Genomic DNA, 25,756 nt, shown 5'->3' on the forward strand with positions numbered 1-25,756 from the left:
TGTTAAAGGCCGCCATCTGGCGGCCTTTCTGATTTCTCAGTTACGATCGAATAAACGCCAGCAAATCGGCATTAATCACCTCGGCATGTGAGGTGTGCATGCCGTGCGGATAGCCGGGGTAAATTTTTAGCTGACTATTCGGCAGTAGCTTATCTTGTAAAATTGCAGCGTTTTGGTAAGGAACAACCTGGTCGTCATCGCCCTGCATCACCAGCACCGGTAGCGTGATCGCTTTTAAATCCTCGGTCTGGTCGGTTTCAGAAAAAGCCTTGATGCCATCATAGTGCGCCTTTGCGCTGCCGGTCATGCCCTGCCGCCACCAGTTCTGAATGGTGCCCTGCGACACTTCCGCGCCATCACGGTTAAAACCATAAAACGGGCCAGACGCCACGTCGAGATAGAACTGTGAGCGATTGGCCGCCAGCGCCTTGCGGAAACCATCGAAGACTTCAATCGGCGTACCGCCGGGATTGCTTTCCGTTTTGACCATCAGCGGCGGAACGGCGCTGATAAGCACTGCTTTGGCAACCCGCCCCTGCGGCTGACCGTACTGTGCAACGTAGCGCGCGACCTGACCGCCACCGGTGGAATGCCCAATATGCACAGCGTTATGCAGATCCAGATGTTCCGCCACCGCCGAAGCATCTGCGGCATAATGATCCATATCGTGGCCTTCACTCACCTGGTCTGAACGACCGTGACCACGTCGGTCAATCGCAATCACCCGGAAGCCTTCAGCCAGGAAAAACAGCATCTGATTATCCCAATCATCGGCGCTTAAAGGCCAGCCGTGATGAAAAACAACAGGCTGCGCCTCTTTCGGACCCCAGTCTTTAAAGAAGATATTGACGCCGTCTTTGGTTGTCACAAATGCCATGTTACAAACTCCTCTATTGAGAAAACAAGGCTGCGGGCCTGATGCCTGCAGTTAGTCGGGTGTAAAGGCTGGATGCTCTGTCTGATAACGATCGTGTCTCGTTAGGGTTGAAAATGACTCTGGCTGAAGAAGTGTAGATGATTTTTGGCAATGCAGGTTTTGCCCCTGAACGAAGAAATGCCGTTATGGTGTGATAATGAATCCATTTTCCATAAGAATCAGCTCAACAAAAAATATCATCACAGCTGCAAAACATATTATCAGCTCAGCCAACATCGCTAACAGACACGCCAATCCTGGATATATCTACCGACATAAACAGAGAATTCTTTACCCAATTTTTGTTTTTTTTTGGTTTTGCCAACAAGTTTATGGCTACTATCACACCGTCAAAATACAGGAGTATTACAGTTGTATTCAGTGAGGTGACGTATGAAAACACAACGCCATCATATAATAATGAAATTGATCAGTGCCGATGGTTTTGTTCGTGTTACAGCACTTGCAGATTATTTGCAGGTAACAAAAGAAACCATTAGATCCGATCTTAACGAGCTTTGCAAAAAAGGTTTACTTAATCGCTGTCATGGTGGCGCCTGGATAGATATAAATTCACTTGATTGCGTCACCAGAAATGAAATTATTCACGTTCTTGAATCAGGGGATTCATACGGCGTGGTAAAAAGAGGCTCTCCTGTTATGAAAAACAACGTATGTGTTCTCGGTTCATTTAATGTTGATATCATCAGCTATTTGCCAAGACTGCCCAATGCTGGAGAATCGCTACTTTCCGATAAATTAATGTTTTCTCCCGGAGGAAAAGGTTGTAATCAGGCGCTGGCATCCAGCTACGCTGATGCTAACGTAAGTTTCATTACTAAAATTGGCTCAGACCATTTCAGTGAATATGCCAGTTCATTTATTAATGCTTCATCAATAAAAAATCCGATTGTTTATAAATCCTCCGAAGTACAAACAGGCACAGCGACAATTTATGTCGATGAAACAACTGGGGAAAATATGATAGCTATATTTCTCGGCGCTAATATGACCATCAGCCACGATGAGGTTTTACTGCAAAAAGACGCTATTGTTCACGCAAACATTATTCTTCTACAGCTGGAAACCAATGTTGATGCACTACAACAGATAATTAACATCGCCCAAGATAACGAGGTTCCGGTGATTATTAACCCCGCGCCTTACAGCGCATCTATTCATCAATTTCTTGATGGCCTTGATTATCTCACACCAAATGAAACTGAGGCCGGATTGCTGACAGATACTCAGGTCATCGATGCCGACTCAGCGATGGCCGCAGCACAGGCAATTCACCGCATGGGGGTTAAAAACGTCGTGATTACCTTAGGTAAGAAAGGTTCCGTTGCTTTTGACGGCAGGAGGTTCATTTTCTCTCCCGCATTCCCAGCGGTTGTGAGGAACACCGCTGGTGCCGGTGATGCGTTCAACGGTGCTCTGGCATCTGAACTTGCCAGGGGGCGTTCTCTGGAAAACGCGCTGATCTACGCATCCGCCTTTGCATCACTGGCTGTCGAAACCCCAAATGCTTCGGACATGCCGGATAACCAGGCCGTTCTGCATCGAATTAATACAACTCAGTATCGCCAGTCAATTTCGGAAATGAAAAAATAAGGAATCTATTATGAGCTCCATTAACCAACCACTAAATATTCTTTTTATTGGCGAGTCATGGCATATCCACATGATCCATTCAAAAGGATACGACAGCTTTACCTCAAGTAAGTATGAAGAAGGTGCTACATTCCTGCTGGACTGTTTACGTAGTGCTGATGTTTCCGTTACTTACATGCCTGCTCATCAGGTGCAAATTTCATTCCCCCAAAGCCAGGCAGAACTCGATAAATATGATGTTATCGTCATTAGTGATATTGGAAGCAATACTTTTCTTTTGCAAAACGATACGTTTTATCAATCCAAAATTAAACCAGATGCGTTGAACATGATAAAAGAATATGTTAGCAACGGCGGTGGTTTACTCATGATTGGCGGATACCTTTCATTTATGGGCATTGAAGCCAAAGCCAATTATAAAAATACCGTACTGGCTGATGTCCTACCGGTTATTATGCAGGATGGCGATGACCGTATAGAAAAACCGTCAGGAGTCTATGCTTGCCCTGTCGAATCAGAACATGAAACAGTTTGCAATTTTACCGACTGGCCACTTTTCCTTGGTTATAACAAAGTAACAGCGAAAGAACATTCAGCGGTTGCGCTAACAATCGATAAGGATCCTCTTCTTGTATATGGCGATTTTGGCAAAGGCAAGACGGCCTGTTTTATGAGCGATTGTTCTCCACACTGGGGTAGCCATGAGTTTATGAACTGGAAATATTACACAAGAATGTGGGTAAACATTCTGCGTTATATCGCCAGAGGTTAAATACACCGGGTTCGAAGAAATGCTCTTCGAACCACTTCCCTGAGCTATCAATATACAGGATGGACGTATGAATAAACATAAATACTCAGTTCCATTGCTGATGCTGGCAACAATTCTGGCCGGAACCCTGTCGCCCATGCAATCAGCAGTAAATGGTGAACTAGGCCACTGGCTTAAGGATGGAAATGCCTGCGCGGTTATTTCCTTTGCCAGCGGTCTGGTGGTGATGTTTTTTATTATCATGGCCAAAAAAGAGACCCGACAGCAGTTTGCCTCAATCCCTTCGCTGATAAAACAACGGAAAATCCCGCTGTGGAACTGGTTTGCTGGCCTCTGTGGCGCCATGGTGGTATTTTCTGAAGGAGCATCCGCTAGCGCATTGGGCGTGGCGACCTTCCAGACCGCATTGATTTCCGCTCTTATTCTTTCCGGGCTGCTGTGCGACCGCTTTGGTATTGGCGTTAGCGAGAAAAAATATTTCACCTCGTACCGAGTGATTGGCGCTATTTTCGCGGTGGTCGCTACGGTATTTGTTGTATCCCCTCAATGGCGATCGACATCATTCATCCTTCTGGCCATTCTTCCCTTTATGGCGGGGCTGCTGGCTGGCTGGCAGCCTGCTGGGAATGCAAAAGTTGCGGAAGCCACTGGTTCAATGCTGGTTTCTATTACCTGGAATTTTATCGTCGGCTTCACCGTTCTGGGCATTGCGCTCCTCATTCGTATCGCTCTGGGGCACGTCAGCTTCCAGTTACCCGATGCCTGGTGGATGTATCTCGGCGGTCCATTGGGGCTGATGTCCATAGGACTGATGGCGATTCTGGTACGCGGGCTGGGTTTATTGATGTTAGGCGTGGCCTCCACGGCCGGACAACTACTGGGCTCAGTGCTGATCGATGTGCTTATTCCGGCGCTGGGCAACACCGTCTATTTTGTCACTCTCGTTGGTACGGTTTTTGCCCTTATCGGAGCAATTGTCACCACTATCCCCGATTTTAAGAGCGCACGACTGGCTAAAGCGGAGGCGCAATCATGAAAGGTTATATTCAGACCGTTACGGGCCCCATACGTAAAGAGGACATGGGGTTAACTTTGCCACACGAACATCTTTTTAATGACCTCTCTTCCGTTGTCGATAAACCCTTTTACCGCTGGTCTGAGCAGATTGTAGGCTCCTGCGTTTGCGCCGGGAATCAGTGGGCGCTCAAACACGATCCCTATTGCTGCGCAGATAACATGAGCAAAAAGGATATCGATGACGTTATTGAGGAGATTAAAAGTTTCATGGCGCTCGGTGGGAAAACCATCGTCGACGCTACCGGTTCAGAGTCCATTGGCCGCGATCCGCTGTCTCTTCAGGAAGTTGCTCTGCGTACTGGTATCAACATCGTTGCCTCCTCAGGCCCCTACCTTGAAAAATTTGAAGGGGAAAAGCTGCACCAACAGGTTGAAACGCTGGCCAGGATAATCGTTCGGGAACTGAATGAGGGAATTGCCGACACGGGTATTCGGGCGGGAATGATTGGCGAAATTGGCGTCTCGCCGGAATTCACCGACGCGGAGAAAAACGGCCTGCGTGCTGCCTCTCTGGCCCAGAAAGACAACCCGGATGTCGCAATCAATATTCATATGCCCGGCTGGTTAAGGCGCGGCGATGAAGTTCTGGATATTGTTCTCAAGGAAATGGGCGTTTCACCAGAAAAGGTTTCCCTTGCCCATTCGGATCCGTCCGGAAAAGATCTTGATTATCAACGTCGAATGCTCGACCGAGGCGTCTGGCTGGAGTTTGATATGATTGGGCTGGATATTACTTTTCCAAAAGAAGGTGTGGCACCGGGGGTACAGGAAACGGCGGATGCCGTCAGCAGGCTGATTGAGCTGGGTTACGGAAACCAGATAGTGTTAAGTCATGATGTTTTCTTAAAACAAATGTGGGCAAAACATGGGGGCAATGGATGGGGCTTTGTACCCAATGTCTTTCTGGGCTATCTGGCCAGTCGCGGAATCGATCAGGAGTCGATTAAAAAGCTCTGTATAGACAATCCGGCAAATCTACTTGCCTGACGCCCGGTGGCGGCTAGCGCCTTACCGGGCCTACGGAAAATGCACAATTTATTGATATTGTGGGTTTTGTAGGCCTGGCAAGGCGTCAGCCGTCGCCCGGCAGAAACGCTCGCCATGCTAACAGGATTTAAGCATCCCTTCACCCAACTAAACCACGAGCGCGCAGCACTTCGCCAACCACCGATACCGCAGAAAAGGCGTTTGGCCATCCGGCATAGAAAGCGGCATGGGCGACGATCTCCCCTGCCTCCTGCGCGGTGAGACCATTGTCCATCGCCCGGTTCAGATGGTAGCCAATCTGCGCGCTTTGCCCGGAGGCAATCAGCGCGCTGACCGTCACCAGGCTGCGGTCGCGCGGCTTCAACCCCGGCCTCTGCCACAGATCCAGAAATAGCGGGTTGGTTGTAAACTTCACAAGGCCAGGAGAAATCGCGCCAACATTCTCTTCTACCGTTGTTGAGCGCTGGTTTTCTGCCTCCTGATTAAGAGGAAGCAGTTCCGGCGAAGCCGAAGCCAACTGCTCGCGGCGAATACCCCGAGCGGCAAAAATATCTTTCGTCACCGCAATAGCGGCCATGGCGCTTGGCCAGCCGGAATAAAAGGCCAGATGAGTGATGATTTCAGAGATTTCAGCCGCAGTGACCTCGTTATTCAAAGCAACGTCAACATAGTGTTTCAGTTCAATGGGTTGATTACGGGCGATCAGAATAGCGACGGTGACAATACTCCGGTCGCGACGCGATAGTTCAGCTCTCTGCCAGAGATCGTCTGCCAGCACCTCGCTGCCGAAACGGGCAAGCGCGGGCGCAACGGATTGAATATCCTCAACGGACAATGCGGATGGACTAAGTTGAGCCATTTTTTCACCTCTTCTTTCTTCGGCCTGGACAGGAGCGTCCAGCACCAATGATATTGCCGCAGCGGCAATAAAAGCGTTCACGATAAACTCCTTGTCGGCAAGTTAGTCCGTCAGTCTTTCCACCAGCAGGCGCTGATACTCAGGCAACTGGCTGCGGCTGGCGCTTTGAAAAACCAGCGGAGGAAGCCAGGCCCGCGCAGCCTCCTCAAGGCCTTTGGTCATGACCGATTGTTCCGGATAAGGATGAGAGACGATGACCAGCGTTTTGATCTCAGCAGCAGTAGCGATACTGGTATAGCTCAGCAGAAATATGACGATGGCCAAAAACCAAAATTGGCAAGGGATATTGCGGTGTGGGTATTTCATCGAGGTCTCCTTCTCTTTTGCCACAAGGGTAAGGTGCGCAATAAGAAGGAGCCAGCCCTTGCTATCGAATGGGCCTGTGAATGATTTTCATCAATCAGACTACAGACCGAGCGGTTTTAGCTCGCGGACGAGCGAGATTAATAAGCGCAGCCCGGTTGGCAGCTGATGACGGCTGGAATAATAAATATAAAATCCAGGTCCCCAGGATGCCCAGTCGCTCAGCACCAGGCGCAAACGCCCTTCTCTGACGTGCTGTGCAATCAGCGGTTCCGGGAGGTACATCAGGCCGAATCCTTGCAGGATAGCCACCACGCCCGTTTCCGCCTGATCGACCGTTAACAAAGGAGGCACTTTAATGGTGAGCTGTTCTTCACCCCGCTCAAACTCCCATTTGTAGATCCTGTTATTTCCCAGACGATTGCTGACGCAACGGTGCTGGTGAAGATCGTCAGGATGCTGGGGTACGCCGAAGCGAGCCAGATATTCCGGGGATGCGGCAACAACCCAACGAACGTCGGCGGACAGACGCTGCGCCACCATATCTTCAGGCACGGTGGCGGTATCAATGGATGCCACCGGTTCGCTTACCGCCTGAGCCAGGCTCTCTCCTGCCGCCGTCAGGGTGACGCTTTTGGTCGTACGGTTCAGCAGACGGACGCCCAACCGCGCCTCAAACCCCTTCAGGGCGTGGCTCAGCGTTGATGCGCTCACGCCAAGTTCGACGGCAGCCTTACTAAAACTGTGATGCCGTGCGATGGCGCAAAAATAAAGAAGATCGGCCATATCGGCACGGTTCAGATTCATACGGTCTCGCTAAGGTAATAGAAACTAAGCTGAAAATTCACGGTACCCTGACTCAATACCTTAATGCAATGCACGACTTCACGCCTACATTGTCCAGCGTATTATCAATGATTGATTCGTCGTGCCAATAATTCTAACGTTGACATTGACCCTGAGAACTAGTTTACTAGTACAAATTCTATTTCTCAGGTATCGAACAATGCAACACATCATCATGATGACTCTGCACGGCTGGTGGCGTACTTCCCGATAACGGGCAGTATCGTCACGTCTGCAGTTTGCACACCGATACCCGGCCCGCCAAGAGCGGGCTTTTTTTTGTCCAGATTTTACGCATACGGTACGCACACCGTAAAACAAGCAGCCGGGAACCGCTGCGCAGGCCCTGGTTTCACTTCACGTGCAGAGTCCTTTCCGGGAACGATGGACCCCGGATTAGCAGGCACTGCGCATACATCAAGGAGCAATAATGAGTACATTACTCAACCCCTACTTTGGCGAATTCGGCGGTATGTACGTTCCGCAGGTCCTTATTCCCGCGCTACGTCAGCTGGAAGAAGCGTTTGTTAGCGCCCGCGAAGATCCGCTCTTTCAGGCTGAATTTACCCATCTCCTGAAAAACTACGCCGGTCGTCCGACGGCGCTGACCAAATGCCGCAACCTTACGCAAGGTACCCGCACCACTCTGTACCTCAAACGTGAAGATCTGCTGCACGGCGGCGCGCATAAGACTAACCAGGTACTCGGCCAGGCGCTGCTGGCAAAGCGAATGGGTAAAACCGAGATTATTGCTGAAACCGGAGCCGGGCAGCACGGCGTGGCGTCGGCATTAGCCAGCGCGCTGCTAGGCCTGAAATGCCGCATCTATATGGGGGCGAAAGATATCGAACGCCAGTCGCCCAACGTTTTTCGCATGCGCCTGATGGGAGCGGAAGTCATCCCCGTTCACAGCGGTTCATCCACGCTAAAAGATGCCTCAAACGAGGCGCTACGCGACTGGTCCGGTAGCTATGAAACCGCTCACTTTATGCTGGGCACCGCTGCCGGGCCACACCCATTCCCGACTATCGTGCGTGAATTCCAGCGCATCATCGGCGAAGAGACCAGAGTACAGATACAGGAAAAAGAGGGACGCCTGCCGGATGCCGTTATCGCCTGCGTGGGCGGCGGCTCCAACGCCATCGGCATGTTTGCTGACTTTATCGATACCCCTCAGGTCGGACTGATTGGCGTTGAGCCTGCGGGCCACGGTATTGAGACCGGTGAACACGGCGCGCCGTTAAAGCACGGGCGTACCGGTATCTACTTCGGTATGAAAGCCCCGATGATGCAGACTGATGAAGGTCAAATTAAAGAATCGTGCTCCATTTCCGCAGGCCTCGATTTCCCGGCCGTCGGGCCGCAGCACGCTTATCTCAACAGCATTGGCCGCGCAGAATACGTCTCTGTGACCGACGATGAAGCGCTGGCAGCATTTAAAACCCTGAGCCGCGCTGAAGGGATTATTCCTGCGCTGGAGTCCTCCCACGCCCTCGCGCACGCCCTGCGAATGATGCGCAAAAATCCGGACAAAGAGCAGTTGCTGGTGGTGAATCTTTCCGGGCGCGGCGATAAAGATATCTTTACCGTACACGACATTCTGCAAGCGAGAGGAGAAATGTGATGGAACGCTATAACGATGTATTTGCTCAACTCAAAGACCGTGGAGAAGGCGCATTCGTCCCCTTCGTGATGCTGGGCGACCCGGGACCAGAACTCTCGCTGCAAATTATCGACGCGTTGGTTGCCGGCGGGGCCGATGCGCTGGAGCTGGGGATCCCGTTCTCCGATCCGCTGGCTGACGGCCCGACGATTCAAAACGCTGCCCTGCGCGCTTTTTCTTCCGATGTCACCCCTGCCCGCTGCTTCGATATGCTGGCGGCTATCCGCGCGAAATATCCCGCCCTCCCAATCGGCCTGCTGATGTACGCCAATCTGGTATACAACCGGGGAATCGATACGTTTTATGCCGATTGCGCCCGCGTTGGAGTCGATTCCGTGCTGGTAGCGGACGTTCCGTTCGAAGAGTCTGCGCCGTTTCGCCAGGCGGCAATGCGCCACAATGTTGCGCCTATTTTTATCTGTCCGCCCAACGCTGACGATGCGCTACTGCGACAAATTGCCGCTCACGGTCGCGGTTACACCTACCTGCTGTCGCGGGCGGGGGTAACCGGAGCCGAAAATCGCGGCGCTCTGCCGCTGCATCACCTGGTGGCGAAACTCAACGAGTATCAAGCGCCGCCGGTGCTTCAGGGTTTCGGAATTTCAACTCCGGAGCAGGTTGTGGACGCATTAAAAGCGGGGGCTGTCGGGGCGATTTCCGGTTCAGCGATTGTGAAAATTATTGAGCAACATCTGGACGATCGGAATGCCATGCTGGCTCAGTTGAAGGACTTCGCCCTCAGCCTGAAAGCAGCAACCATCTGACCGGCATAGCACAACGTTAAGGCGTTAAAAATACCGGTTATTGCGGTTAACCGCAGTAACCGGCAACACCACCGACCTGCTGAAATGCATGCGTGCAATAGAATAGTGTAGAGAGCCGGGAATCCCCCATTTCTCTGGCTAACGCCTTCAGATCGGCCCTCTTTTCACCATCGAGAATATAAAGGTAGAAATGACGTCCGTTGCTGTTTTTTAAGAGCATATTTTTCAGCAGTTGCGCGGGAAGCCTCACCGCATAGCGCTCTCGATCGCCGACGCTGTTCATTGCCGGATGTTCAATGTAGCGATAATCGATATTCAGATTATTAAGCAACTGGAGTAATTCATCCTGATTCAAAGCTTGTATACCCACATTGGCGCGACCTGGGATCCTGACGGATTAGTATCGGTAAACGGCTTCGATATTGTAGCCATCCGGATCGAGAACATAGGCTGCATAGTAGCCGCCGCCGTACTGCGGCCGCAGGCCTGGCGCACCGTTATCATGACCACCGGCATTCAGGGCCGCCTGATAAAACGCGATGACCTCCTCTTGCGAATGCGCGCGAAAGGCGATGTGGGTCCGGGGAACATAGGGAACCCCAACGGTTATCCAGAACGTTTCCGCCGCCAGCTCCAGCCCGGTCTTTTGCAGATTGCCAAATCCGGCCCGTTCCCCCGGAGGGGCCTTGCTGATCCCGAGACCCAGAGCAGAGAGAGCCGAAGTGTAGAAAACTTTACTGCGCTCGAATTGGGTAACGGTAATACCGGTATGATCAAACATAAATTTCTCCCTGGAAAATGAGTCTCGTATCCCTGCGGTGCAAAGCATCGGACCAGATAGCCCCCGAGCATTCACAGTTGTTATAATAATAACCGTTTAACCTGCGGCAGACTGTGATACTACGGACATCTTAGCCAACGTTTTCAGTGAATCAACGCTTGCTGCTCTGGCGAAGATACTGCAAAATCGAGCAATCAAATCCCCCTTAAAACATCATTCAAGCATTATTGAGCATGTGAATGATACTGTCTCCTGGCGGCATCTGTGTGATACCTGCTGAGTACAGGGAAGTCTTACGTTCTTACTAAAAGGAAAGTCAATGCACGCACCTGCATCAAACGCCAGCCAGCCCTTAGCGACGCGTATTGCATTCTTTATTTCCGGTTTTGCCACCGCAACCTGGGCAGTACTTGTACCCTTCGCCAAAAGCAATACGGCAGTTAACGATGCCATGCTGGGTACGCTATTGCTGTGCCTGGGGATGGGAGCGCTCATCGCGATGCCGCTCACCGGTATACTGACCAGCCGCTACGGCTGTCGCCGGGTGATCGTGTCATCCGTCGCTATCGTCATCATATCTCTGCCGCTGCTGGCCACCATTAACAATGCCTGGCTGCTCAGCATCGCGCTGCTGATATTTGGCGTCGGTATTGGCGTGACGGATTGCGCGATGAATATTCAGGCTATCATTGTCGAGCGTCAGGCAAGCAAAGCCTTGATGTCCGGATTTCATGGTATGTATAGCGTGGGCGGTATCGCAGGCGCGGGTGTAATGACTCTCTTTCTTACCCTCGGCCTGAGCGCCTTTTCCGCCACGCTGTTAGTGGTGCTGATCGTTGCCGGACTGATGCTTATCAGCATCAAAGGTCTGTTACCGTGGGCCAACCCCTCCAGCGGGCCCGCGCTGGCGGTACCCCACGGCGTCGTTCTATTGATCGGCATTATCTGCTTCGCCGTCTTTCTGGCCGAAGGCACGGTACTCGACTGGAGCGCCGTCTTTTTAACCGAAGTTCGCGGTATGCCGGAGAATCTTGGTGGACTCGGTTTTGCCTTCTTTTCCGTGGCAATGACCGTTGTTCGACTGAGCGGCGACCGTATGATGACGCGGTTTGGCTTTATACCGCTGGTTTTTGGCGGCGCTATTCTGGCCGCTATCGGCTTTTGTCTGGTGATTTTTGTCCCCGCCTGGACGCTATCGCTGCTGGGCTATGTGCTGGTCGGCGCGGGCTGCGCCAATATTGTCCCTGCGATGTTCTCAGCCGTGGGTCGCCAGCAAATAATGCCTCAGTCAGTGGCGGTTCCCGCAATTACCACCATGGGCTATCTGGGCGTCCTGGCAGGGCCTGCGCTGATTGGTTACGTTGCCCACCTTAGCTCATTAACCTATGCCTTTATTTTTATCACCGTGTTGATGCTGATTGTTGCCGGTATGTCGCGCTCGGTTGCACCGGAAAAGTAGACATATTCACGGCGACAACCAGAGACGAGAAACCATCAGGGTGGTATACACAGGCTACCGCCCTGATAAACTAACCACTTAAGACAAGCTCATTTTTATTCAATAGAGGCGCGTCTATGTTATCTGATTGCGATAAAGCGATTGTCCTGCTGCATGAAATCTACGGCATCAATGCGCATATTCAACGAACCGCAGATACCTGGAGAAGCCGCGGTTTTGATGTTTTTATTCCGCCGCTGTTTCCCCACTCAGCACCTTTTCGCTATGAGCAACAGGACATCGCCTATCGCCATTTTTGCGACAATGTCGGCTTTGATACCTCCGGCATCGTATCCCTGTTGACTGAGCTAAGAGCAAAATATGGCACGCTGATACTCATCGGCTACAGCGTCGGCGCAACGTTAGGCTGGCTGGCCGCCAGAAGCGGGCTCTGTGACGGCGCGGTTTGCCACTATGGCTCGCGGATCCGCCAGTTCAGCGACACAGCGCCGCCCTGCCCAACGCTTGTTATTATCGCCAGCGATGAGCCTGCGTTCGATCCTCGCGAAATGCAATATGAACTGGAGAGACACCCTTCCGTGACCTGCCGCATGTTCAACGCGCAACACGGCTTTTGTGATGCGGATAGTCTGGCCTGGGACGCGTGCCTTGCGCAGCAGGCAGCCGAAGCCGCAGAAATTTTCATCTCTCTGACTCAGCAGAAACTGGAGGCATAATGCATCAGGTATTTCACTGCTGCCGCCAAATGATAAAGAGCTGCACGATCTAAGCTGAGGTGCCGTGCGGTTACTGGAATGTCATGACCATTGAGTCAAAGTCAATCGTCCACTTATAGTGTCTGAGAAACTGGTGGCTGAGAAAGCCGTCGAGGATCATCCCCGATTCCGTGTGATATAGCGCTTCGGGCAAAACGCCAAATAAACCCGTTAGCGACGTTTGCTTTAGCGGCCCTAAAGCGACGCTATCAATGCTCAGGCGGGTTATTTCAAATCCGCCGCCGCCGAGCCCTCCTTTGCTATTTTCTGGCGTATATGCGCCCTGTTTATCGCGTTTTATTCCGACATAATCCAGAGCGCCTTGCTGCAGCAGGATGGACGCTTCCGGGTCATCCAGGCCGGAATCGAGGAATAAGGATACCCCTTCTTTACCGTTAACCGCGCCTTTCACAATCATGAACTGCGAACCATCCAGGATGAAGGGGATTTCTGTTGCCGTCGCTGAAACACTGCTGATTGCGCCGCCCCTGGGTTCCAGAACAAGCTGCCGCCCAGGATAATCCATGGTGGTGAGAAACTGATGAAACACACCGGTCGACAAAATACCGTCAACTTCAATGGTCTCCCCGGTGTTCTCATCGGTAAAAACCCACTCAGGCGGAAACTCCGCTAAATCGATCGGTACGTCATGCAGCGTAACGGTTCCCAGACCCAGGTGCGTCAGCCGCGAATAGCGGGTTTCAGCGGTTTTACCCCCAGCATAAATACCGGTATAGCTAGCAACGGGCTTAATCCCCATTTTCTCAGTCGTTACCGAATTCAGAACCAGGAGGTCTGCGCCGGTATCGATAAAGACGTTCATAGGCTGTCCATTCACGCTGATGGATACCACTGGCAGATTATTCATTGAAATAAATGGCAGTACCGATTTATCTCCTCGCCATTGAGGTCGATAGGGTTTTGTATCGCCAAAATCTTTCATCAAGGTAAGGAGTGCTTGTTCGCTGTCGGAAAAGTGCTGTAAGTCGGTATCACTATTCATCAGCGTCTGTGCTTTTGCATATTGCCCGGTTTGATAATAGACGTACAGCAGCCCGGAGCGACTTTTTTGATACCAGGCAGAACTCATTTCCACGTTGGTAAAATATTTCTCCGCATCAGTATATTGTCCTCGTAAATAATGGATTAACCCGATAGCGTAAGACGAGCTGTCTTTCCACGCCGCTATTGTCAGCAATGGTGTGAGGTGTTGTTCCGCTTCAGCCAGGTTTCCATTCATCAGCTCATCCTGCGACAGTGCCCAGCGTAACGTACTGTTCTGTGGCTCTTTAGCCAGGCGCGCTCCCTTTTCTGCAATCAGTCGGGCGTAATCTCCCCGATGCAATACTTCGTTATTCTCCGTTTTCGGGGGATGAATAATCTGAGATGCGGAGGCGGTATCGCCTGCTGATGCAATAACGGCCAGCAGAATAAAAACGGACAACCCAGGTAAATTTATAAGCATGACAGTTCTCCATGAACATAGAATAAAACTTTTTGTCACTACGTTAAAAAAATATTTTATTAGAGACTGTTATGTTCTAATTCTTTCGGCGTCAGCGACTGACGGCCAGAGGAATAAATAAAAGATTTTTCGACCAGTAATTAAATACCTGGCCGACAGTTTATCGCTATCAATGCGGTATCAAAGAAAGAGCTTATTCTCTTCATTAATTAAGGTTGCTTTTTCAAGTATTTTTGCCACGGCTATAACGCATACCGCAATAAAAAGCCAGGAGATTGATTGCAGCTCGAATCCGAAAAGTATTTCTCGCTCTCCTGCGGGTTTTAGCATTGTTAGCCAGTAGCTGAGCAGCGGTTCGACGGCAATTGTCATCATCACCCAGCCCCCCAGTGAAACGCCTATCTTACGCATATGTTGCGCCGCCTTCGCGGAGAAATAGTCCCTGCGCGCATAGGTACAAAATAGCGCGCGCAGATGGAATAAACTGTAGCAAAGGGGTATCAGAACCAGAAAACTGATGGCGCCAGCCCCTGCGGCCTGCCACCATGGCAACGCCTCCAGCCTGATATTAAGCGTCGAGAGTAGCCTATCCGAGAGAGAAAGATCGATCCCCAATAGTTCACTTTTTAATGACCACGACGGAAAAAACAGAACGACCGCATTCATCATGATTATCGCTACCATCAGTAGCATAGTGATACTGACCATCTTTTGGCTGAACCGCGCAAGTGCATCAGTAGTCATACAATCCTCTGTAAGTTTATCCAGGCTATTGATGACAGAATACACAAAGATTAACGCAAAACAATAATTGTTTATCGTTTTACATTAAAATAAATCTTGGCATGATAAAATTATCTATATTTTTCAGTTTGTTAACTATCTTTTGTGTCTATCATTAATTATGTCAGGCAATGATTGCCTCTGAATAATAGCGACGAATGTATGATTTCTGGTCAATCAAACTGCGTGACCTTGTCCTTACTGCTAGATTGGGATCTTTGATCAGGTGGAATAATCAGGAGGGGCCATGTTTTCCTACATTATGCTCGGTACTAACGATCTACCGCGCGCGATTCGCTTTTATGATCCACTGATGGAATTACTGGGGCAGCCCCAAAGCGGCCGCAATGACGAAGGCGCATCGTGGGGAACATTTAGCGAAAATGGCACCACCGGCCTGTGCGTAGGCAAACCGTTCAATAAGCAGCAGGCAACAACGGGCAACGGCACTATGGTTGCGCTGAATGCGCGTTCCGTTGAGCACATTCAGCAGTTGCATAAGCTGGCGCTAAGCCTGGGAGGAACGGATGAAGGTGCTCCCGGACACCGTCCGCAATACGGTGAAGGATTTTACAGCGCCTACGTCAGGGATCCGGACGGCAATAAGCTGGCGTTTGTTTATTACGCCAGCACACGCTGAGCCCCGAAGGCCAGGGAAGTCAGGTTGAGGTCAACGAATGACGAAACCACTCGCGCATTGTCTGGAGATCGGCAGGTTCATGGAAATAGTGCTCTGCGCCTTCCACCGTTTCCAGCACCCCACCATTCTGGCGGGAAAATGCCCGGACGGCGGTATAATCCGCCAGGCTATCGTTACGCCCGACAAGGATCCCCAGAGGGCCTTTCCAGGTGACGGGTGAATGCTGCCTGAGATAATCGAGATAGTCCGCCCGAAATACCGGACCACCGGTTATAGCGATAGCTTTCTCGCGAGACAGTTGCTCTTCGTCAATACCGGCGCTACTCATCATTTTTCTGACCAGCGCCAACAGGTCAACCACCGGCGACAGAAAAAGCGTCTGGCTGAAATCGCTGGGCTTACAGGCTATAAGGCTGAAACTGGCCCCCATACTACAGGCGAAGAGTGCAATTTCACTAAAGTGCTCCCGCGCCCAGACATGAATACACTGAATATCGCTGACCGCCTGAATAACATGACACTCTTTTTCATCGCGGATACGATAGCCGTGCCCGGGGAGATCGAAGCTGAGTACCTGATAACCCTGCACAGCGGCCTCTTCGGCCAGGATTGCAATACAGGTATCTTCTTTATGCGAAAAGTTGCCATGCACGGCAAGGACAACTTTCTCACTCGATTGCTCGCCCCAGAGGGTGCAGGGTATCCCGTTGACGGCAAATTGGGTTCTGAACATAGAGCCGGATCCTTATAGACATGTTCATTGCGCGGGTAGTTTTATTCCCATATAAAACTCCGCCGATTTTGCCTTTTGCACCATCGCGTAATAATGACCTGAGGCAAAAAATGTCCAGATTTCAGGATGCTAACGATAAAACAATTCTATTTAAGCCAGCTGTTATGCTGAAGCCCCTTTTCTGCATCAACCTTCGGGAAACATCCCCGACGTAAACGCCGCTCTCATGGCCTCAATTTCTTTTTCCTGCGCCGCGTTCAATGCGGCCAGCATATTGCAGGTAAAATCGAGAAAACCGACGCCGTTGGCGGTCACCAGCCTGCCATCGCGAACGCAAGGAACATTTCGGTACCGCGCCGCGCCGCGATAGGCTGAGCCCGCCCTGCTCTGAAGGTATGCCAGCCCGTTCGAGGTGTGATCGACATCATTGAGAAAGCCGTTTGCCCCCAGGAATGCAGAGGCATCGCATATCGCGCCGACCACAATCTGCCGCGTCTGCGCTTGTTCTACCAGAGGAACAACCCGTTGCGCTTCATCTCCCCACCAGTTCATTCCTCCCACCAGTACCAGGGCGGCATAATCCTCAGGTATGGTCTGGAAGGTATAATCCGGCAGGCAGCGAACGCCGCCAATTGACATCACGGGGCCCGCATCGGCAGCCACGGTTCTGACTTTATATTGCGGCTCCCACATGCCAAATCCCCGGCGCAGCGCTGGCGCCAGCAGGGCAAACTCCCAGTCAGCATATTCCTGGATAAGCACAAACAGCACTTCTTTACGAGTATCCGTAGACATCATTCTCTCCTTTGTAAATACAGAATCCGTGGTCGCAACATTCAGCGAGCGCTTTACCTGCTACGCTATCGGTGTGTTGTATAAATCACGACAAACTGTATGAATACACAGTATTGAAAGCAAGGCTATTTTCCTCCTCTGGGCAACTCTTATTCATTTTTGCGAGCCAGCTCCCCGGACAGAAAACTATCCGGGGATCGGGTTATCTCCTCCTTCGAGCTGAATCCACGGCTAATGGAATACCCCTGCGCGCCAGGAGAACCTCCGCAGCGATATCAAGCGTATATCCCCCCCGCTTCAGTCTGCGTGACCTCAATTCCTTTAGCGTGATCCCTGAGATATCTCCTGAATCCAGGCGCTTGCGGATTTCGCTACCGCTCAGGCGTAATTGTCTTCGCAGCACCGCCAGCAAACTGACCTGAAAAGTGCGCTCCAATGTGATACTCACCCTAATACGAGAAGCGCGCAGAAGGCTGATTCGCCATCGTTCTTCAACGACGAATTCAGGCACGCCTGACAGCGTGGCGCTGTTACGCCGCAGGACCTGCAGATCGTGGGAATAGTGCTGAACGGCAGATTCATCATTAGCGATAAATCGTCCGTAGAGTTGCGAGTTGATTTTGCTGACCGGCAAACGAGAGAACAGGCTGATGTTCCAGGTGTAAGCGCAGCATACGCACTTATAAATACTCCAGACATCAAGCATCTTTTTTTGTGAATTGACCCGGAAGGCCCCGGATGGCGTGAAATCCTGCCGCTCATGGCAGGATGGACAGCATTTGCTAATCAGCTGGTAACCCGCAGGGCTGACGTTCCATGTGACTTTCATGGTGAACCTTTTTTTAACCCATACAAAAGCGAGCCCGTCGATAACGGACCGTGATTTTTGCGATGTGAAAAATATTTAGAGAATACTTTTCAGTGGGTTAAAAAAAAATTTCCAACACGACTACCCTGTCTGACTGCGAATGAATATGCCAAGGGTAGCAAGGCGACTCCCCCTTTAATCATGCACAAAATCAATAAATATGAATTTTTCATTCACAAATCAGCTTAATTACATCTTGTTCACAAAACGAGAAACCGCTCACTGATCTAACAAACCTAAACGTTTATTTTTTACGTCATAAACGTTTAGGTCGAAGAAATAATCGTTTATATCACGGTTAATATTCATAAAGGCAGAGAGCGAACAATGCGCAAAGCAACGATGCGGGACGTCAGTGAGGCTACCGGATTTTCCATGTTTACCGTCTCACGAGCGCTAAACGGCGGCGATGGCGTTGCTGATGATAGCCGGGAGCTTATCTTAAAAGTAGCGCGTGAGCTTGGCTACGTCCCTAACCGCGCGGCCCAGGCGCTGCGCCGCTCCAGCCGGGACTCGGTGGCGGTGATCACCGCCCATGCCTCGAACTCGTACTATCTCAATCTGATGTCCGGTATTCAGCAGATGCTACAGCCTTCGCAGTGGACCGTGGTGCTTGGCGATATTGCCGTAAACGGTACCTACGAACGGGCACAGGAAGATCGCATGATTAACCGTCTGATCGAATCACGAATGGCCGGGATCATTTCGACGGTCACGCTACAGCCAGAAAGCCTGAACCTTCTGGCAAAATGGGATATCCCGGTGGTATTTGTTGACTCCCCTCCCCGCGGCGAGCACAACTTTCCCAGCGTCACCACCGATAATTACCACGCCAGCCTGTTGGTGGGTAATCATCTGGCGCAGCATGGATACAAAAACTGGCTACTGCTTATTTATCCGGACCGCTGGACGACGCGTTTTGAGCGCGAGCGCGGGATCCGTGAAGCGGCTGACCAATGCGGCGCAACGCTCCAGGTGCTTGAGACGGAAAATGACGCACTATCGGCCTCTGCCAAACTGAGCCATTACCTCGACGGTCAGATGCCGTTACCTGATGTGCTTATTGCCGGTAACAACCCTCTTCTGCTGGGTTCGCTCAAACAGCTCCAGCAACGGCAGATAGACATTCCCGGGGATATGGCGCTTATTGGCTACGACGAATTTGACTGGGCGCCGCTACTCAATCCACCGTTGACGGTACTGAATGAAAATAGTGAAGAGATAGGCAGGCAGGCAGCTGAAATGCTTATCCAATTAATTAATCAGGAAGGAAAAGGAGAAATAAACACTCAACGTACAGTTCCTGCCGAGCTGGTTATTCGCCAGTCCTGCGGCTGTAGAAAAGGAAATAAAAACTAAAAAGAGATTATTCAGATTGCTGACAAAGTGCACCTGGCTGGAATTGCCCGGTGGCGGCTAGCGCCTTACCGGGCCTACGAAAAAAAGCACGTTTTATTGCTATTGTGGGTTTTGTAGGCCGGACAAGGCGTCAGCCGCCGCCCGGCAGAAACGCGAGCACAATCTATAAACCTGGTTTGTCATCAGTCTCAGATTATTTTACCTATTTAAATAACGACAGAATTTTTCAGTTGCAATCACCAAACAACATCAGGGGATTATTTCTGAGGTTCCCCCACACCTGGCCGTACGTCATACCACCAGAAAATGAAAGGAGCAGAATATGACCAAATTTCGCAAAGCATGGCTGGCTGTCGCGGTTACTGCGGTAATAACCACCATGACGGGGTTTATTCCCGCTGCCAGCGCCGCGCCGCAGCACGACAAAAAGATTTCCCACATCGGCTTAATGGTGCAGGACATGTCCAACCCTTTCTTCTCCGCAATGGAAAGGAATGCAAAGCAAGCCGCCAACAAAATCGGCGCCACCATTAACGTTCAGGATGCGCAGGTTGATCTGGCAAACCAGAACACGCAGATTGACGCGTTTATTCAGCAAAAAGTGGAGCTTATTATTATTTCTGCCGTCGATGAATCAGGAATTGAGCCGGCCATTCAGCGAGCAAAAGCCGCCGGGATTATTGTTATCGCGGTCGATACGCCCGCTAAAGGCGCTGATGCAGCCATCATGACCAACGCCATCCAGGCCGGGGAAACCTCCTGCGAGTATCTGTTCAGCCAGATGGGCGGCAAAGGCAAAGTGCTGCTGGTGGACGGTACGCCGATTCAGACCATTATCGATCGTATTAAAGGCTGTAAAAACGTCGCGCAAAAATACCCGGATATCAAAATTGTCGGCCAGCAGGCTTCACGTAACGATCGCGCTTCCGGCCTGATGGTAACGACCGATATGCTCACCGCCAACCCGGACGTCTCCGGTATTTTCGGCATGAACGACCCTTCTGCCCTCGGCGCGGTACTGGCCGTTGAACAGGCAGGCAAAGCGGGCACTATCAAAGTGACCGGCGTTGACGGTAGCCCGGAAGCAGTAGAAGAGCTTAAACGTAGCGGTTCCCCGTTTATCGGCACCGCGACGCAAAACCCAGGGGAGATGGTACGTCAGGCTATATCGCTGGCTCAGGATATCGTGGCTAATAAACCGGTTCCCTCCCATACCATTTTAATCCCCAGCGTATTGGTCACGCGCGATAACGTGGATAGCTATCCAGGTTGGTAAAAATACCACTTTAAGATGCGATAAACGGGATGAATCTCAGGTTCATCCCGGAGGGCAAAATAATGGCCGACAGAACATCACAACCCCTACTGCGACTTGAGGGGATCTCAAAACGCTACGGCGCGACGCTGGCGCTGAACAACGTACGCTTTGATTTATTTGCCGGAGAGGTCCATGCCCTTATGGGGGAAAACGGCGCGGGTAAATCCACGCTGATGAAAATCCTCTCCGGAAATGAGCAGCGCGATAGCGGCGTTATTTTTAAAGAGGGGCACGAGATTGATATTCGTACGCCCCGGGATGCCCGCAAATACGGCATCGCGATTATTCACCAGGAGCTGAATACGGTTCCGGATATGACGGTGGCGGAAAACTTGTTTCTCGGCCAGGAGCCGACCACTTTCGCCGGCATTCTCGACCGAAAACGGATGCATCGGGAAGCAAAGCAAAAGCTGGATCGCATCAATGCGGATATCGATCCTCAGGCACCGCTTGGCTCATTGAGTATCGGGCGTCAACAAATGGTGGAAATTGCCCGCGCCGTCAGTGAAAACGCCAAAGTACTGGTGCTTGATGAGCCGACTGCGGCCCTGTCGCGAGCAGAAACGCTGCAATTATACCGGCTGATCGAGCAGATGCGTCAGGACGGCGTTGGAATGGTCTATATCTCACACCGGATGGAAGAAGTATGGCAGTTGGCAAACCGGGTCACCGTATTCCGGGACGGCAGCTGGATCGGTACGGAAACCATGGGTAGCGTCTCGACCACCGATATCGTACGCATGATGGTCGGCAGGCAAATTGTCGATCTGTATCAGCATGAGCCGCGTATACCTGGCAACGTCCTGCTGGAAGTCAGAGATCTTGCGGGCAGCACGACCGGCCCGGTCTCTTTTGAGGTCAAAGCGGGCGAAGTGGTCAGCATGTCCGGGCTGGTGGGATCGGGCCGAACCGAAGTTGCCCGTCTGATATTCGGTGCTGACCCGCGCAACCAGGGAACCGTGCGCATTGATGGTAAAGCAAGCCACCCATCAGACCCTACCGCAGCTATCGCGGATGGCATCGGGATGGTCACCGAAGACCGAAAAACCCAGGGGCTTTTTCTTGGGCACTCGGTCGAGCACAACATTGATATCAGCTCGCTGGATAACTTTGTCGCCAGCGGGGTCGTCAAGCGCAAAACCATCCGCACCGCCGTCCTTGAGCAGATGCGCAGGCTGCGGTTGCGGGAAAATGCGGTCGAGCTGCCCGTCAGCGCCCTCTCCGGCGGAAACCAGCAAAAAGCGGCGCTGGCGCGCTGGCTGTTGCGCGATTCCAGACTGCTGATTCTTGATGAGCCCACTCGCGGCGTCGATATCGGCGCGAAGAGAGAGATATACGAGCTGATCGACAAGCTCGCCCGCGCCGGGAAAGCCATTCTGGTTATCTCTTCTGATTTGCCAGAAGCCATCGGCATCAGCGACCGTCTGCTGGTCATGCGCGGCGGGCAAATCGTTCACCAGCTCTTCTCACGTTCAGCAACGGAAGAGGAAGTCATGCTGCACGCAACAGGAACCTTTACCAGTCAATCCGGAGAATGCCATGGACAACAATAAACCTGTGACGGAACTGCCGGTCAAAGCGCCGTTTGATTTTGCAAAATGGTGGGATCGGGTGGGGATCTTAATTGTGCTGCTGGTGCTACTGATCCTGATGTCGACCTTCGCCCCAAACTTTAACCGCGTTGATAACTTGCTGAATATCGCCCGTTCGATTTCCGTCAACGCCATCCTTGCGGCGGGCATGACGTTCGTTATTTTAACCAGCGGGATTGATTTATCGGTCGGTTCGATCGTTGCCGTTTCCGGCGTGGTTTCCGTCGTCGCCGCCATGGCGGGACTTCCCGCACCGCTGGCGATTCTGGCCGGCGTTGGCGTCGGCGCGCTCTGCGGCCTGCTTAACGGCGTGCTCTCCGCTTACCTTGCCCTTGCGCCGTTTATTGTCACCCTCGGGACAATGACGTTCCTGCGCGGTATGGCCTACACCATTACTGAAGGGCAGCCGATTGTGTCGAGCAGTCTCAGCTTCCGCGAGCTGGGAAACGGCTATCTTGTCGGTATTCCCATCCCGGTGATTATTATGCTGGTGGTTTATCTACTGGCGTGGTTCATTCTTGAACGTACCCGCTTCGGTCGTCATATTTACGCCGTCGGTGGCAACGCGCAGGCCGCCCGCCTGGCCGGTGTCCGTGTAAAACGCGTGCTGGCGGCAGTGTATATGATTGCTGGCGTCTGCGCCGGCTTGGCGGGCATTATCTTTGCCGCCAGGGTTATCTCCGCCCAGCCAACCGCCGGAACGGGATATGAACTGGATGCGATTGCGGCGGTCGTCCTGGGAGGCACCAGTCTTGCCGGAGGCCGCGGCAGGATTATCGGCACCCTGATTGGGTCGATAATTCTTGGCGTCCTCAGTACCGGGCTGATCCTGCTGAGCGTGCCCTTTTTCACCCAGCTATTAATTAAAGGCATCGTCATTATTCTCGCCGTGGCGATAGATGGCCTGAAGCAGCATCCGGAACTGTTCACCTTCTGGCGGAAAAAAGAGATCGCCCCAACCCGCTAGTTTTCCCTAACGCTTTGTTTATCCGCCGCACTGGCGGCGGGTCTTCGCTTGCTTAAATTCTGATGGAGTACACGCCCATGACATATCACATCACGCTGACGGACCCGATGAGCGGCACCAGGGATCGCGAACCGATTACCTTTACTCTCCCGATGATGCTGCAGGAACCGCTGTGGTGGGCCATCACCGAAACGGGAGACAGGATCCTTTGCCAGCGCCTCAACCACGCGTCCACGGACAGCACGACTGTCTTTATCGCCACGGTCAGCTTCAACGGCACGCTTAATATGCGGCTTGAACGTCCGTGCACGGCGGCTGAAGCCAGCGAAACTCCCGGCATCACCAGGCTAGCGGGCAAAGAGTCTGACTGTTTTGTCCGTCTCAACACCGGCTGCTTCGACCTGGAAATGTGTCGGGGAACCGCTCAGGGAGTGGGATCATCCAAATGGGGTTTGCGCCACTTTCGCCGCCTGGAGGACAATATTGAGCTGCTTCCTTCGGGAAATAATGCCATCGGCGGTTTTTACGGTCCCTTCTTCACTCCTGAAAACGGGCTGATTAACCCGCCGGAGCATACCGTCGTTGATATTGAAATCATTGAAGAAGGACCGGTCTACCATCACTACAGAATGCACGGCGAGATCCCCGACGGACTGTTACCGGAGCTACGTGGTAAGCATTTCGCCATTGACTGGAAGTTCAGCTGGAATACGCCGTGGTTCCAGCGCCGCTACTGCGTGGATGATTTCTCGACGGTGATTAACGGGCGCTCGGTGACCAACAAGATAACCGTTGGCGACGAGTTTGAAAGCGGCCAGGGAAAACTGGTGTTCGACCGCTTCGCCGCTTACGGCAGTACCCGCTATCGTGCGGGAGATCCCTATGCCGAAGAGCTGGTCGCCATGGTGGCTCATACGGTCACTACCTCGGAGAACCAAAGCCCGAAATTTGCCGAATTCCGCGAGCAGCTCGCCGATATGGCCTCCGCCCACTGGGATCTTTACTGGCGAATGTTCTGTCGCTGGGAAAACGTGCTGGAGGAGGCGGAAATTCGCGAAAGACTTAGTTTAGTTCGCGCCCGGGCGCATCTCCGGGCAGACCTGACCGAGCGGGAGTGGATCCTGACCGAATCACCCGTCGATGTTTCTGCGGCACCGGATGAAACCATATTTCCCGGCCCGGCCAGTAAAACCGTCGAATATGACTCAGCAAGCGGTCGGGCAATGATCTGGTGGACCTCGCAACCCTCCGGCGCTTTTCAGATAGTCCAGCGCCGTCAGTCAGGATGGGTCAACTGGGGAAGCAACGGCGAAAACGAGTGCCCGGAACTGCCTGTCGGGGTTGATATCAAAACTGCCTGCGGAATATTTGCCGATAACTGGATGCATATTGCCAATCAACTGGAAACGCCGCCGTACATATCAGTGAGCAAAGGAGACGACCAATGATCCTGTGCTGTGGAGAAGCCTTAATCGATATGCTGCCCTGTCGAACCCGTGAGAATGCCTCAGCATTTATTCCCTGCGTCGGCGGTGCGGCGTTTAATGCCGCGATCGCATTGGGTCGCCAGGGAATGCCGGTGAGCCTGTTTTCCGGTCTCTCAAATGATTTTATGGGCGATATGCTGCGCCAGTCTCTTGAAGCTTCCGGGGTTGATTTCTCACCTTCCACGCGAGCGCCGCTGCCGACGACGCTGGCCTTCGTCAGACTGGTACACGGGCAGGCGCGCTATACTTTCTACGATGAGAATAGCGCGGGCAGAATGCTGGCAGACAGCGATCTGCCCGCGTTGAAAGATGATGTTTCCGCCGTTCTGTTCGGCTGCATCAGCCTGATCGCCGAACCCTGTGGCAGCGTGTATGAATCGCTGATGGTGCGAGAAGCACCGCGCCGGGTGATGTTCCTCGACCCGAATATCCGCGAAATTTTCATCCAGGACCGCGAGAAACACCTGGCGCGGATGATGCGGATGATTGCGCTGGCGGATATCGTCAAGCTTTCCGATGAAGACCTTGCGTGGTTTGGCGAGCCGGGCGATGAACATCAAGTCATTAACCACTGGCTCACTCTGGGGCCAAAGCTTATCGTCGTGACGCGCGGAGCCGACGGTGCCGATGCCTGGACCGCTGATTTCCATATTCATGTTCCCGGTATTGACGTGGTGGTTGCCGATACCGTCGGCGCGGGTGATACGGTGAATGCCGGCATTCTGGCCAGCCTCTCTACTGCGGGGCTTCTGGAGAAAAGCAAGCTAGTGACACTGTCACGCAATCAGGTTCGCCATGCTGTCGAGCTTGGCATGCGCGCTGCAGCGGTGACGGTTTCCAGGCCCGGAGCTAACCCGCCGTGGGATCATGAACTTTGAATTCTGACCCCCGAA

26 protein-coding genes and 1 other annotated feature are annotated in these 25,756 nt (G+C 52.2%); of the genes, 15 read left to right on the plus strand and 11 right to left on the minus strand.

The window, feature by feature from the left end:
• Window positions 1–40: 40 nt before the first annotated feature.
• The gene (locus tag FN082_RS19490) at window positions 41–877 is read right to left on the minus strand and encodes an alpha/beta fold hydrolase (RefSeq protein WP_139539816.1); all 837 of its coding nucleotides are present in this window, start codon (window positions 875–877) and stop codon (window positions 41–43) included.
• A 432-nt stretch (window positions 878–1,309) separates the two neighbouring features.
• On the opposite strand from FN082_RS19490, the gene FN082_RS19495 reads away from it, so the two are divergent.
• The 4 genes from FN082_RS19495 (at window position 1,310) to FN082_RS19510 (ending at window position 5,366) form a co-directional block, all read left to right on the plus strand.
• The gene (locus FN082_RS19495; RefSeq protein WP_142982183.1) at window positions 1,310–2,530 is read left to right on the plus strand and encodes a PfkB family carbohydrate kinase; all 1,221 of its coding nucleotides are present in this window, start codon (window positions 1,310–1,312) and stop codon (window positions 2,528–2,530) included.
• Between the two features lie 10 nt (window positions 2,531–2,540).
• On the plus strand, window positions 2,541–3,302 hold the full coding sequence (locus tag FN082_RS19500; RefSeq protein ID WP_139539818.1) for a glutamine amidotransferase: 762 nt from the start codon (window positions 2,541–2,543) through the stop codon (window positions 3,300–3,302).
• A gap of 67 nt (window positions 3,303–3,369) precedes the next feature.
• Window positions 3,370–4,338 (plus strand): DMT family transporter, encoded by a 969-nt coding sequence (locus tag FN082_RS19505; RefSeq protein ID WP_142462384.1) that lies wholly within the window; start codon window positions 3,370–3,372, stop codon window positions 4,336–4,338.
• Window positions 4,335–5,366: a phosphotriesterase family protein gene (locus FN082_RS19510; RefSeq protein ID WP_139539820.1), complete on the plus strand. Its 1,032-nt coding sequence runs from the start codon at window positions 4,335–4,337 to the stop codon at window positions 5,364–5,366. Before FN082_RS19505 ends, FN082_RS19510 begins: the two co-directional genes overlap by 4 nt.
• 139 nt (window positions 5,367–5,505) lie before the next feature.
• Here FN082_RS19510 and FN082_RS19515 read toward each other — a convergent pair whose 3' ends face one another.
• From FN082_RS19515 to FN082_RS19525, 3 genes are all read right to left on the minus strand, one after another.
• Window positions 5,506–6,306 (minus strand): carboxymuconolactone decarboxylase family protein, encoded by an 801-nt coding sequence (locus FN082_RS19515; RefSeq protein ID WP_142982184.1) that lies wholly within the window; start codon window positions 6,304–6,306, stop codon window positions 5,506–5,508.
• 21 nt (window positions 6,307–6,327) lie between these two features.
• Window positions 6,328–6,591 (minus strand): hypothetical protein, encoded by a 264-nt coding sequence (locus FN082_RS19520; RefSeq protein WP_139539822.1) that lies wholly within the window; start codon window positions 6,589–6,591, stop codon window positions 6,328–6,330.
• A gap of 99 nt (window positions 6,592–6,690) precedes the next feature.
• Entirely contained in the window at window positions 6,691–7,395 is a 705-nt protein-coding gene (locus FN082_RS19525; protein WP_142982185.1) for a LysR family transcriptional regulator, read from the minus strand.
• 226 nt (window positions 7,396–7,621) lie between these two features.
• Window positions 7,622–7,715: a sequence feature (Trp leader region), on the plus strand.
• A 149-nt stretch (window positions 7,716–7,864) separates the two neighbouring features.
• On the opposite strand from FN082_RS19525, the gene trpB reads away from it, so the two are divergent.
• Both trpB and trpA read left to right on the plus strand, forming a co-directional pair.
• A complete protein-coding gene (gene trpB, locus FN082_RS19530; RefSeq protein WP_139539824.1) occupies window positions 7,865–9,058 on the plus strand; it encodes a tryptophan synthase subunit beta in 1,194 nt (397 codons plus the stop codon).
• A complete protein-coding gene (gene trpA / locus FN082_RS19535; RefSeq protein ID WP_142982186.1) occupies window positions 9,058–9,861 on the plus strand; it encodes a tryptophan synthase subunit alpha in 804 nt (267 codons plus the stop codon). The genes trpB and trpA overlap by 1 nt, the downstream gene beginning before the upstream one ends.
• 46 nt (window positions 9,862–9,907) lie before the next feature.
• Here trpA and FN082_RS19540 read toward each other — a convergent pair whose 3' ends face one another.
• Window positions 9,908–10,231, minus strand: coding sequence for a YbaK/EbsC family protein (locus FN082_RS19540; protein ID WP_142982187.1), 324 nt, complete (start codon window positions 10,229–10,231; stop codon window positions 9,908–9,910).
• Between the two features lie 27 nt (window positions 10,232–10,258).
• Entirely contained in the window at window positions 10,259–10,642 is a 384-nt protein-coding gene (locus tag FN082_RS19545; RefSeq protein ID WP_139539827.1) for a VOC family protein, read from the minus strand.
• Window positions 10,643–10,961: 319 nt separating this feature from the next.
• On the opposite strand from FN082_RS19545, the gene FN082_RS19550 reads away from it, so the two are divergent.
• Together FN082_RS19550 and FN082_RS19555 are read left to right on the plus strand one after the other, a co-directional pair.
• Window positions 10,962–12,101, plus strand: a complete 1,140-nt coding sequence (locus tag FN082_RS19550; protein WP_142982188.1) for an MFS transporter — start codon at window positions 10,962–10,964, stop codon at window positions 12,099–12,101.
• Window positions 12,102–12,217: 116 nt separating this feature from the next.
• Window positions 12,218–12,817 carry a dienelactone hydrolase family protein gene (locus tag FN082_RS19555; protein WP_142982189.1) on the plus strand — a complete coding sequence of 200 codons (600 nt, stop codon included), beginning with the start codon at window positions 12,218–12,220 and terminating at the stop codon, window positions 12,815–12,817.
• Between the two features lie 70 nt (window positions 12,818–12,887).
• On the opposite strand, the gene FN082_RS19560 is transcribed toward FN082_RS19555, so the two are convergent.
• Both FN082_RS19560 and FN082_RS19565 read right to left on the minus strand, forming a co-directional pair.
• Window positions 12,888–14,321, minus strand: a complete 1,434-nt coding sequence (locus FN082_RS19560; protein WP_142982190.1) for a retropepsin-like aspartic protease — start codon at window positions 14,319–14,321, stop codon at window positions 12,888–12,890.
• Window positions 14,322–14,501: 180 nt separating this feature from the next.
• The gene (locus FN082_RS19565) at window positions 14,502–14,990 is read right to left on the minus strand and encodes a DUF2975 domain-containing protein (RefSeq protein WP_185932135.1); all 489 of its coding nucleotides are present in this window, start codon (window positions 14,988–14,990) and stop codon (window positions 14,502–14,504) included.
• A gap of 361 nt (window positions 14,991–15,351) precedes the next feature.
• Between FN082_RS19565 and FN082_RS19570 the strand changes: the two genes are divergently transcribed.
• Window positions 15,352–15,744 (plus strand): VOC family protein, encoded by a 393-nt coding sequence (locus FN082_RS19570; protein ID WP_139539832.1) that lies wholly within the window; start codon window positions 15,352–15,354, stop codon window positions 15,742–15,744.
• A 19-nt stretch (window positions 15,745–15,763) separates the two neighbouring features.
• Here the strand turns inward: FN082_RS19570 and FN082_RS19575 are convergent, their stop codons facing one another.
• The 3 genes from FN082_RS19575 to FN082_RS19585 all read right to left on the minus strand — a co-directional run bounded on the left by FN082_RS19575 (window position 15,764) and on the right by FN082_RS19585 (window position 18,101).
• Complete coding sequence (locus tag FN082_RS19575) at window positions 15,764–16,477, minus strand: alpha/beta hydrolase (protein WP_139539833.1); 714 nt, start codon at window positions 16,475–16,477, stop codon at window positions 15,764–15,766.
• A gap of 186 nt (window positions 16,478–16,663) precedes the next feature.
• A complete protein-coding gene (locus FN082_RS19580; protein WP_139539834.1) occupies window positions 16,664–17,272 on the minus strand; it encodes a DJ-1/PfpI family protein in 609 nt (202 codons plus the stop codon).
• A 202-nt stretch (window positions 17,273–17,474) separates the two neighbouring features.
• Entirely contained in the window at window positions 17,475–18,101 is a 627-nt protein-coding gene (locus tag FN082_RS19585; RefSeq protein ID WP_139539835.1) for a DUF1062 domain-containing protein, read from the minus strand.
• A gap of 366 nt (window positions 18,102–18,467) precedes the next feature.
• On the opposite strand from FN082_RS19585, the gene FN082_RS19590 reads away from it, so the two are divergent.
• The 6 genes from FN082_RS19590 to FN082_RS19615 all read left to right on the plus strand — a co-directional run bounded on the left by FN082_RS19590 (window position 18,468) and on the right by FN082_RS19615 (window position 25,741).
• Window positions 18,468–19,499, plus strand: coding sequence for a LacI family DNA-binding transcriptional regulator (locus tag FN082_RS19590; RefSeq protein WP_139539836.1), 1,032 nt, complete (start codon window positions 18,468–18,470; stop codon window positions 19,497–19,499).
• 322 nt (window positions 19,500–19,821) lie between these two features.
• Window positions 19,822–20,775, plus strand: a complete 954-nt coding sequence (locus FN082_RS19595) for an ABC transporter substrate-binding protein (RefSeq protein ID WP_142982191.1) — start codon at window positions 19,822–19,824, stop codon at window positions 20,773–20,775.
• 62 nt (window positions 20,776–20,837) lie between these two features.
• Window positions 20,838–22,370, plus strand: coding sequence for a sugar ABC transporter ATP-binding protein (locus FN082_RS19600; protein WP_142982192.1), 1,533 nt, complete (start codon window positions 20,838–20,840; stop codon window positions 22,368–22,370).
• The gene (locus FN082_RS19605) at window positions 22,357–23,376 is read left to right on the plus strand and encodes an ABC transporter permease subunit (RefSeq protein WP_142982193.1); all 1,020 of its coding nucleotides are present in this window, start codon (window positions 22,357–22,359) and stop codon (window positions 23,374–23,376) included. Before FN082_RS19600 ends, FN082_RS19605 begins: the two co-directional genes overlap by 14 nt.
• A 77-nt stretch (window positions 23,377–23,453) precedes the next feature.
• Window positions 23,454–24,824 carry a hypothetical protein gene (locus tag FN082_RS19610; protein WP_142982194.1) on the plus strand — a complete coding sequence of 457 codons (1,371 nt, stop codon included), beginning with the start codon at window positions 23,454–23,456 and terminating at the stop codon, window positions 24,822–24,824.
• Window positions 24,821–25,741: a carbohydrate kinase family protein gene (locus FN082_RS19615; RefSeq protein WP_142982195.1), complete on the plus strand. Its 921-nt coding sequence runs from the start codon at window positions 24,821–24,823 to the stop codon at window positions 25,739–25,741. Before FN082_RS19610 ends, FN082_RS19615 begins: the two co-directional genes overlap by 4 nt.
• Window positions 25,742–25,756: the final 15 nt, after the last annotated feature.

The organism is Klebsiella spallanzanii (genome assembly GCF_902158555.1).
In the GTDB taxonomy this organism is placed as follows: domain Bacteria; phylum Pseudomonadota; class Gammaproteobacteria; order Enterobacterales; family Enterobacteriaceae; genus Klebsiella; species Klebsiella spallanzanii.

Coding starts and splice junctions, on each gene's coding strand:
- FN082_RS19490 (WP_139539816.1), bottom strand. CDS start 877: ATGGCATTTGTGACAACCAAAGACGGCGTCAATATCTTCTTTAAAGAC.
- FN082_RS19495 (WP_142982183.1), top strand. CDS start 1,310: ATGAAAACACAACGCCATCATATAATAATGAAATTGATCAGTGCCGAT.
- FN082_RS19500 (WP_139539818.1), top strand. CDS start 2,541: ATGAGCTCCATTAACCAACCACTAAATATTCTTTTTATTGGCGAGTCA.
- FN082_RS19505 (WP_142462384.1), top strand. CDS start 3,370: ATGAATAAACATAAATACTCAGTTCCATTGCTGATGCTGGCAACAATT.
- FN082_RS19510 (WP_139539820.1), top strand. CDS start 4,335: ATGAAAGGTTATATTCAGACCGTTACGGGCCCCATACGTAAAGAGGAC.
- FN082_RS19520 (WP_139539822.1), bottom strand. CDS start 6,591: ATGAAATACCCACACCGCAATATCCCTTGCCAATTTTGGTTTTTGGCC.
- FN082_RS19525 (WP_142982185.1), bottom strand. CDS start 7,395: ATGAATCTGAACCGTGCCGATATGGCCGATCTTCTTTATTTTTGCGCC.
- trpB (WP_139539824.1), top strand. CDS start 7,865: ATGAGTACATTACTCAACCCCTACTTTGGCGAATTCGGCGGTATGTAC.
- trpA (WP_142982186.1), top strand. CDS start 9,058: ATGGAACGCTATAACGATGTATTTGCTCAACTCAAAGACCGTGGAGAA.
- FN082_RS19545 (WP_139539827.1), bottom strand. CDS start 10,642: ATGTTTGATCATACCGGTATTACCGTTACCCAATTCGAGCGCAGTAAA.
- FN082_RS19550 (WP_142982188.1), top strand. CDS start 10,962: ATGCACGCACCTGCATCAAACGCCAGCCAGCCCTTAGCGACGCGTATT.
- FN082_RS19555 (WP_142982189.1), top strand. CDS start 12,218: ATGTTATCTGATTGCGATAAAGCGATTGTCCTGCTGCATGAAATCTAC.
- FN082_RS19560 (WP_142982190.1), bottom strand. CDS start 14,321: ATGCTTATAAATTTACCTGGGTTGTCCGTTTTTATTCTGCTGGCCGTT.
- FN082_RS19565 (WP_185932135.1), bottom strand. CDS start 14,990: ATGATGAATGCGGTCGTTCTGTTTTTTCCGTCGTGGTCATTAAAAAGT.
- FN082_RS19570 (WP_139539832.1), top strand. CDS start 15,352: ATGTTTTCCTACATTATGCTCGGTACTAACGATCTACCGCGCGCGATT.
- FN082_RS19575 (WP_139539833.1), bottom strand. CDS start 16,477: ATGTTCAGAACCCAATTTGCCGTCAACGGGATACCCTGCACCCTCTGG.
- FN082_RS19580 (WP_139539834.1), bottom strand. CDS start 17,272: ATGTCTACGGATACTCGTAAAGAAGTGCTGTTTGTGCTTATCCAGGAA.
- FN082_RS19585 (WP_139539835.1), bottom strand. CDS start 18,101: ATGAAAGTCACATGGAACGTCAGCCCTGCGGGTTACCAGCTGATTAGC.
- FN082_RS19590 (WP_139539836.1), top strand. CDS start 18,468: ATGCGCAAAGCAACGATGCGGGACGTCAGTGAGGCTACCGGATTTTCC.
- FN082_RS19595 (WP_142982191.1), top strand. CDS start 19,822: ATGACCAAATTTCGCAAAGCATGGCTGGCTGTCGCGGTTACTGCGGTA.
- FN082_RS19600 (WP_142982192.1), top strand. CDS start 20,838: ATGGCCGACAGAACATCACAACCCCTACTGCGACTTGAGGGGATCTCA.
- FN082_RS19605 (WP_142982193.1), top strand. CDS start 22,357: ATGGACAACAATAAACCTGTGACGGAACTGCCGGTCAAAGCGCCGTTT.
- FN082_RS19610 (WP_142982194.1), top strand. CDS start 23,454: ATGACATATCACATCACGCTGACGGACCCGATGAGCGGCACCAGGGAT.
- FN082_RS19615 (WP_142982195.1), top strand. CDS start 24,821: ATGATCCTGTGCTGTGGAGAAGCCTTAATCGATATGCTGCCCTGTCGA.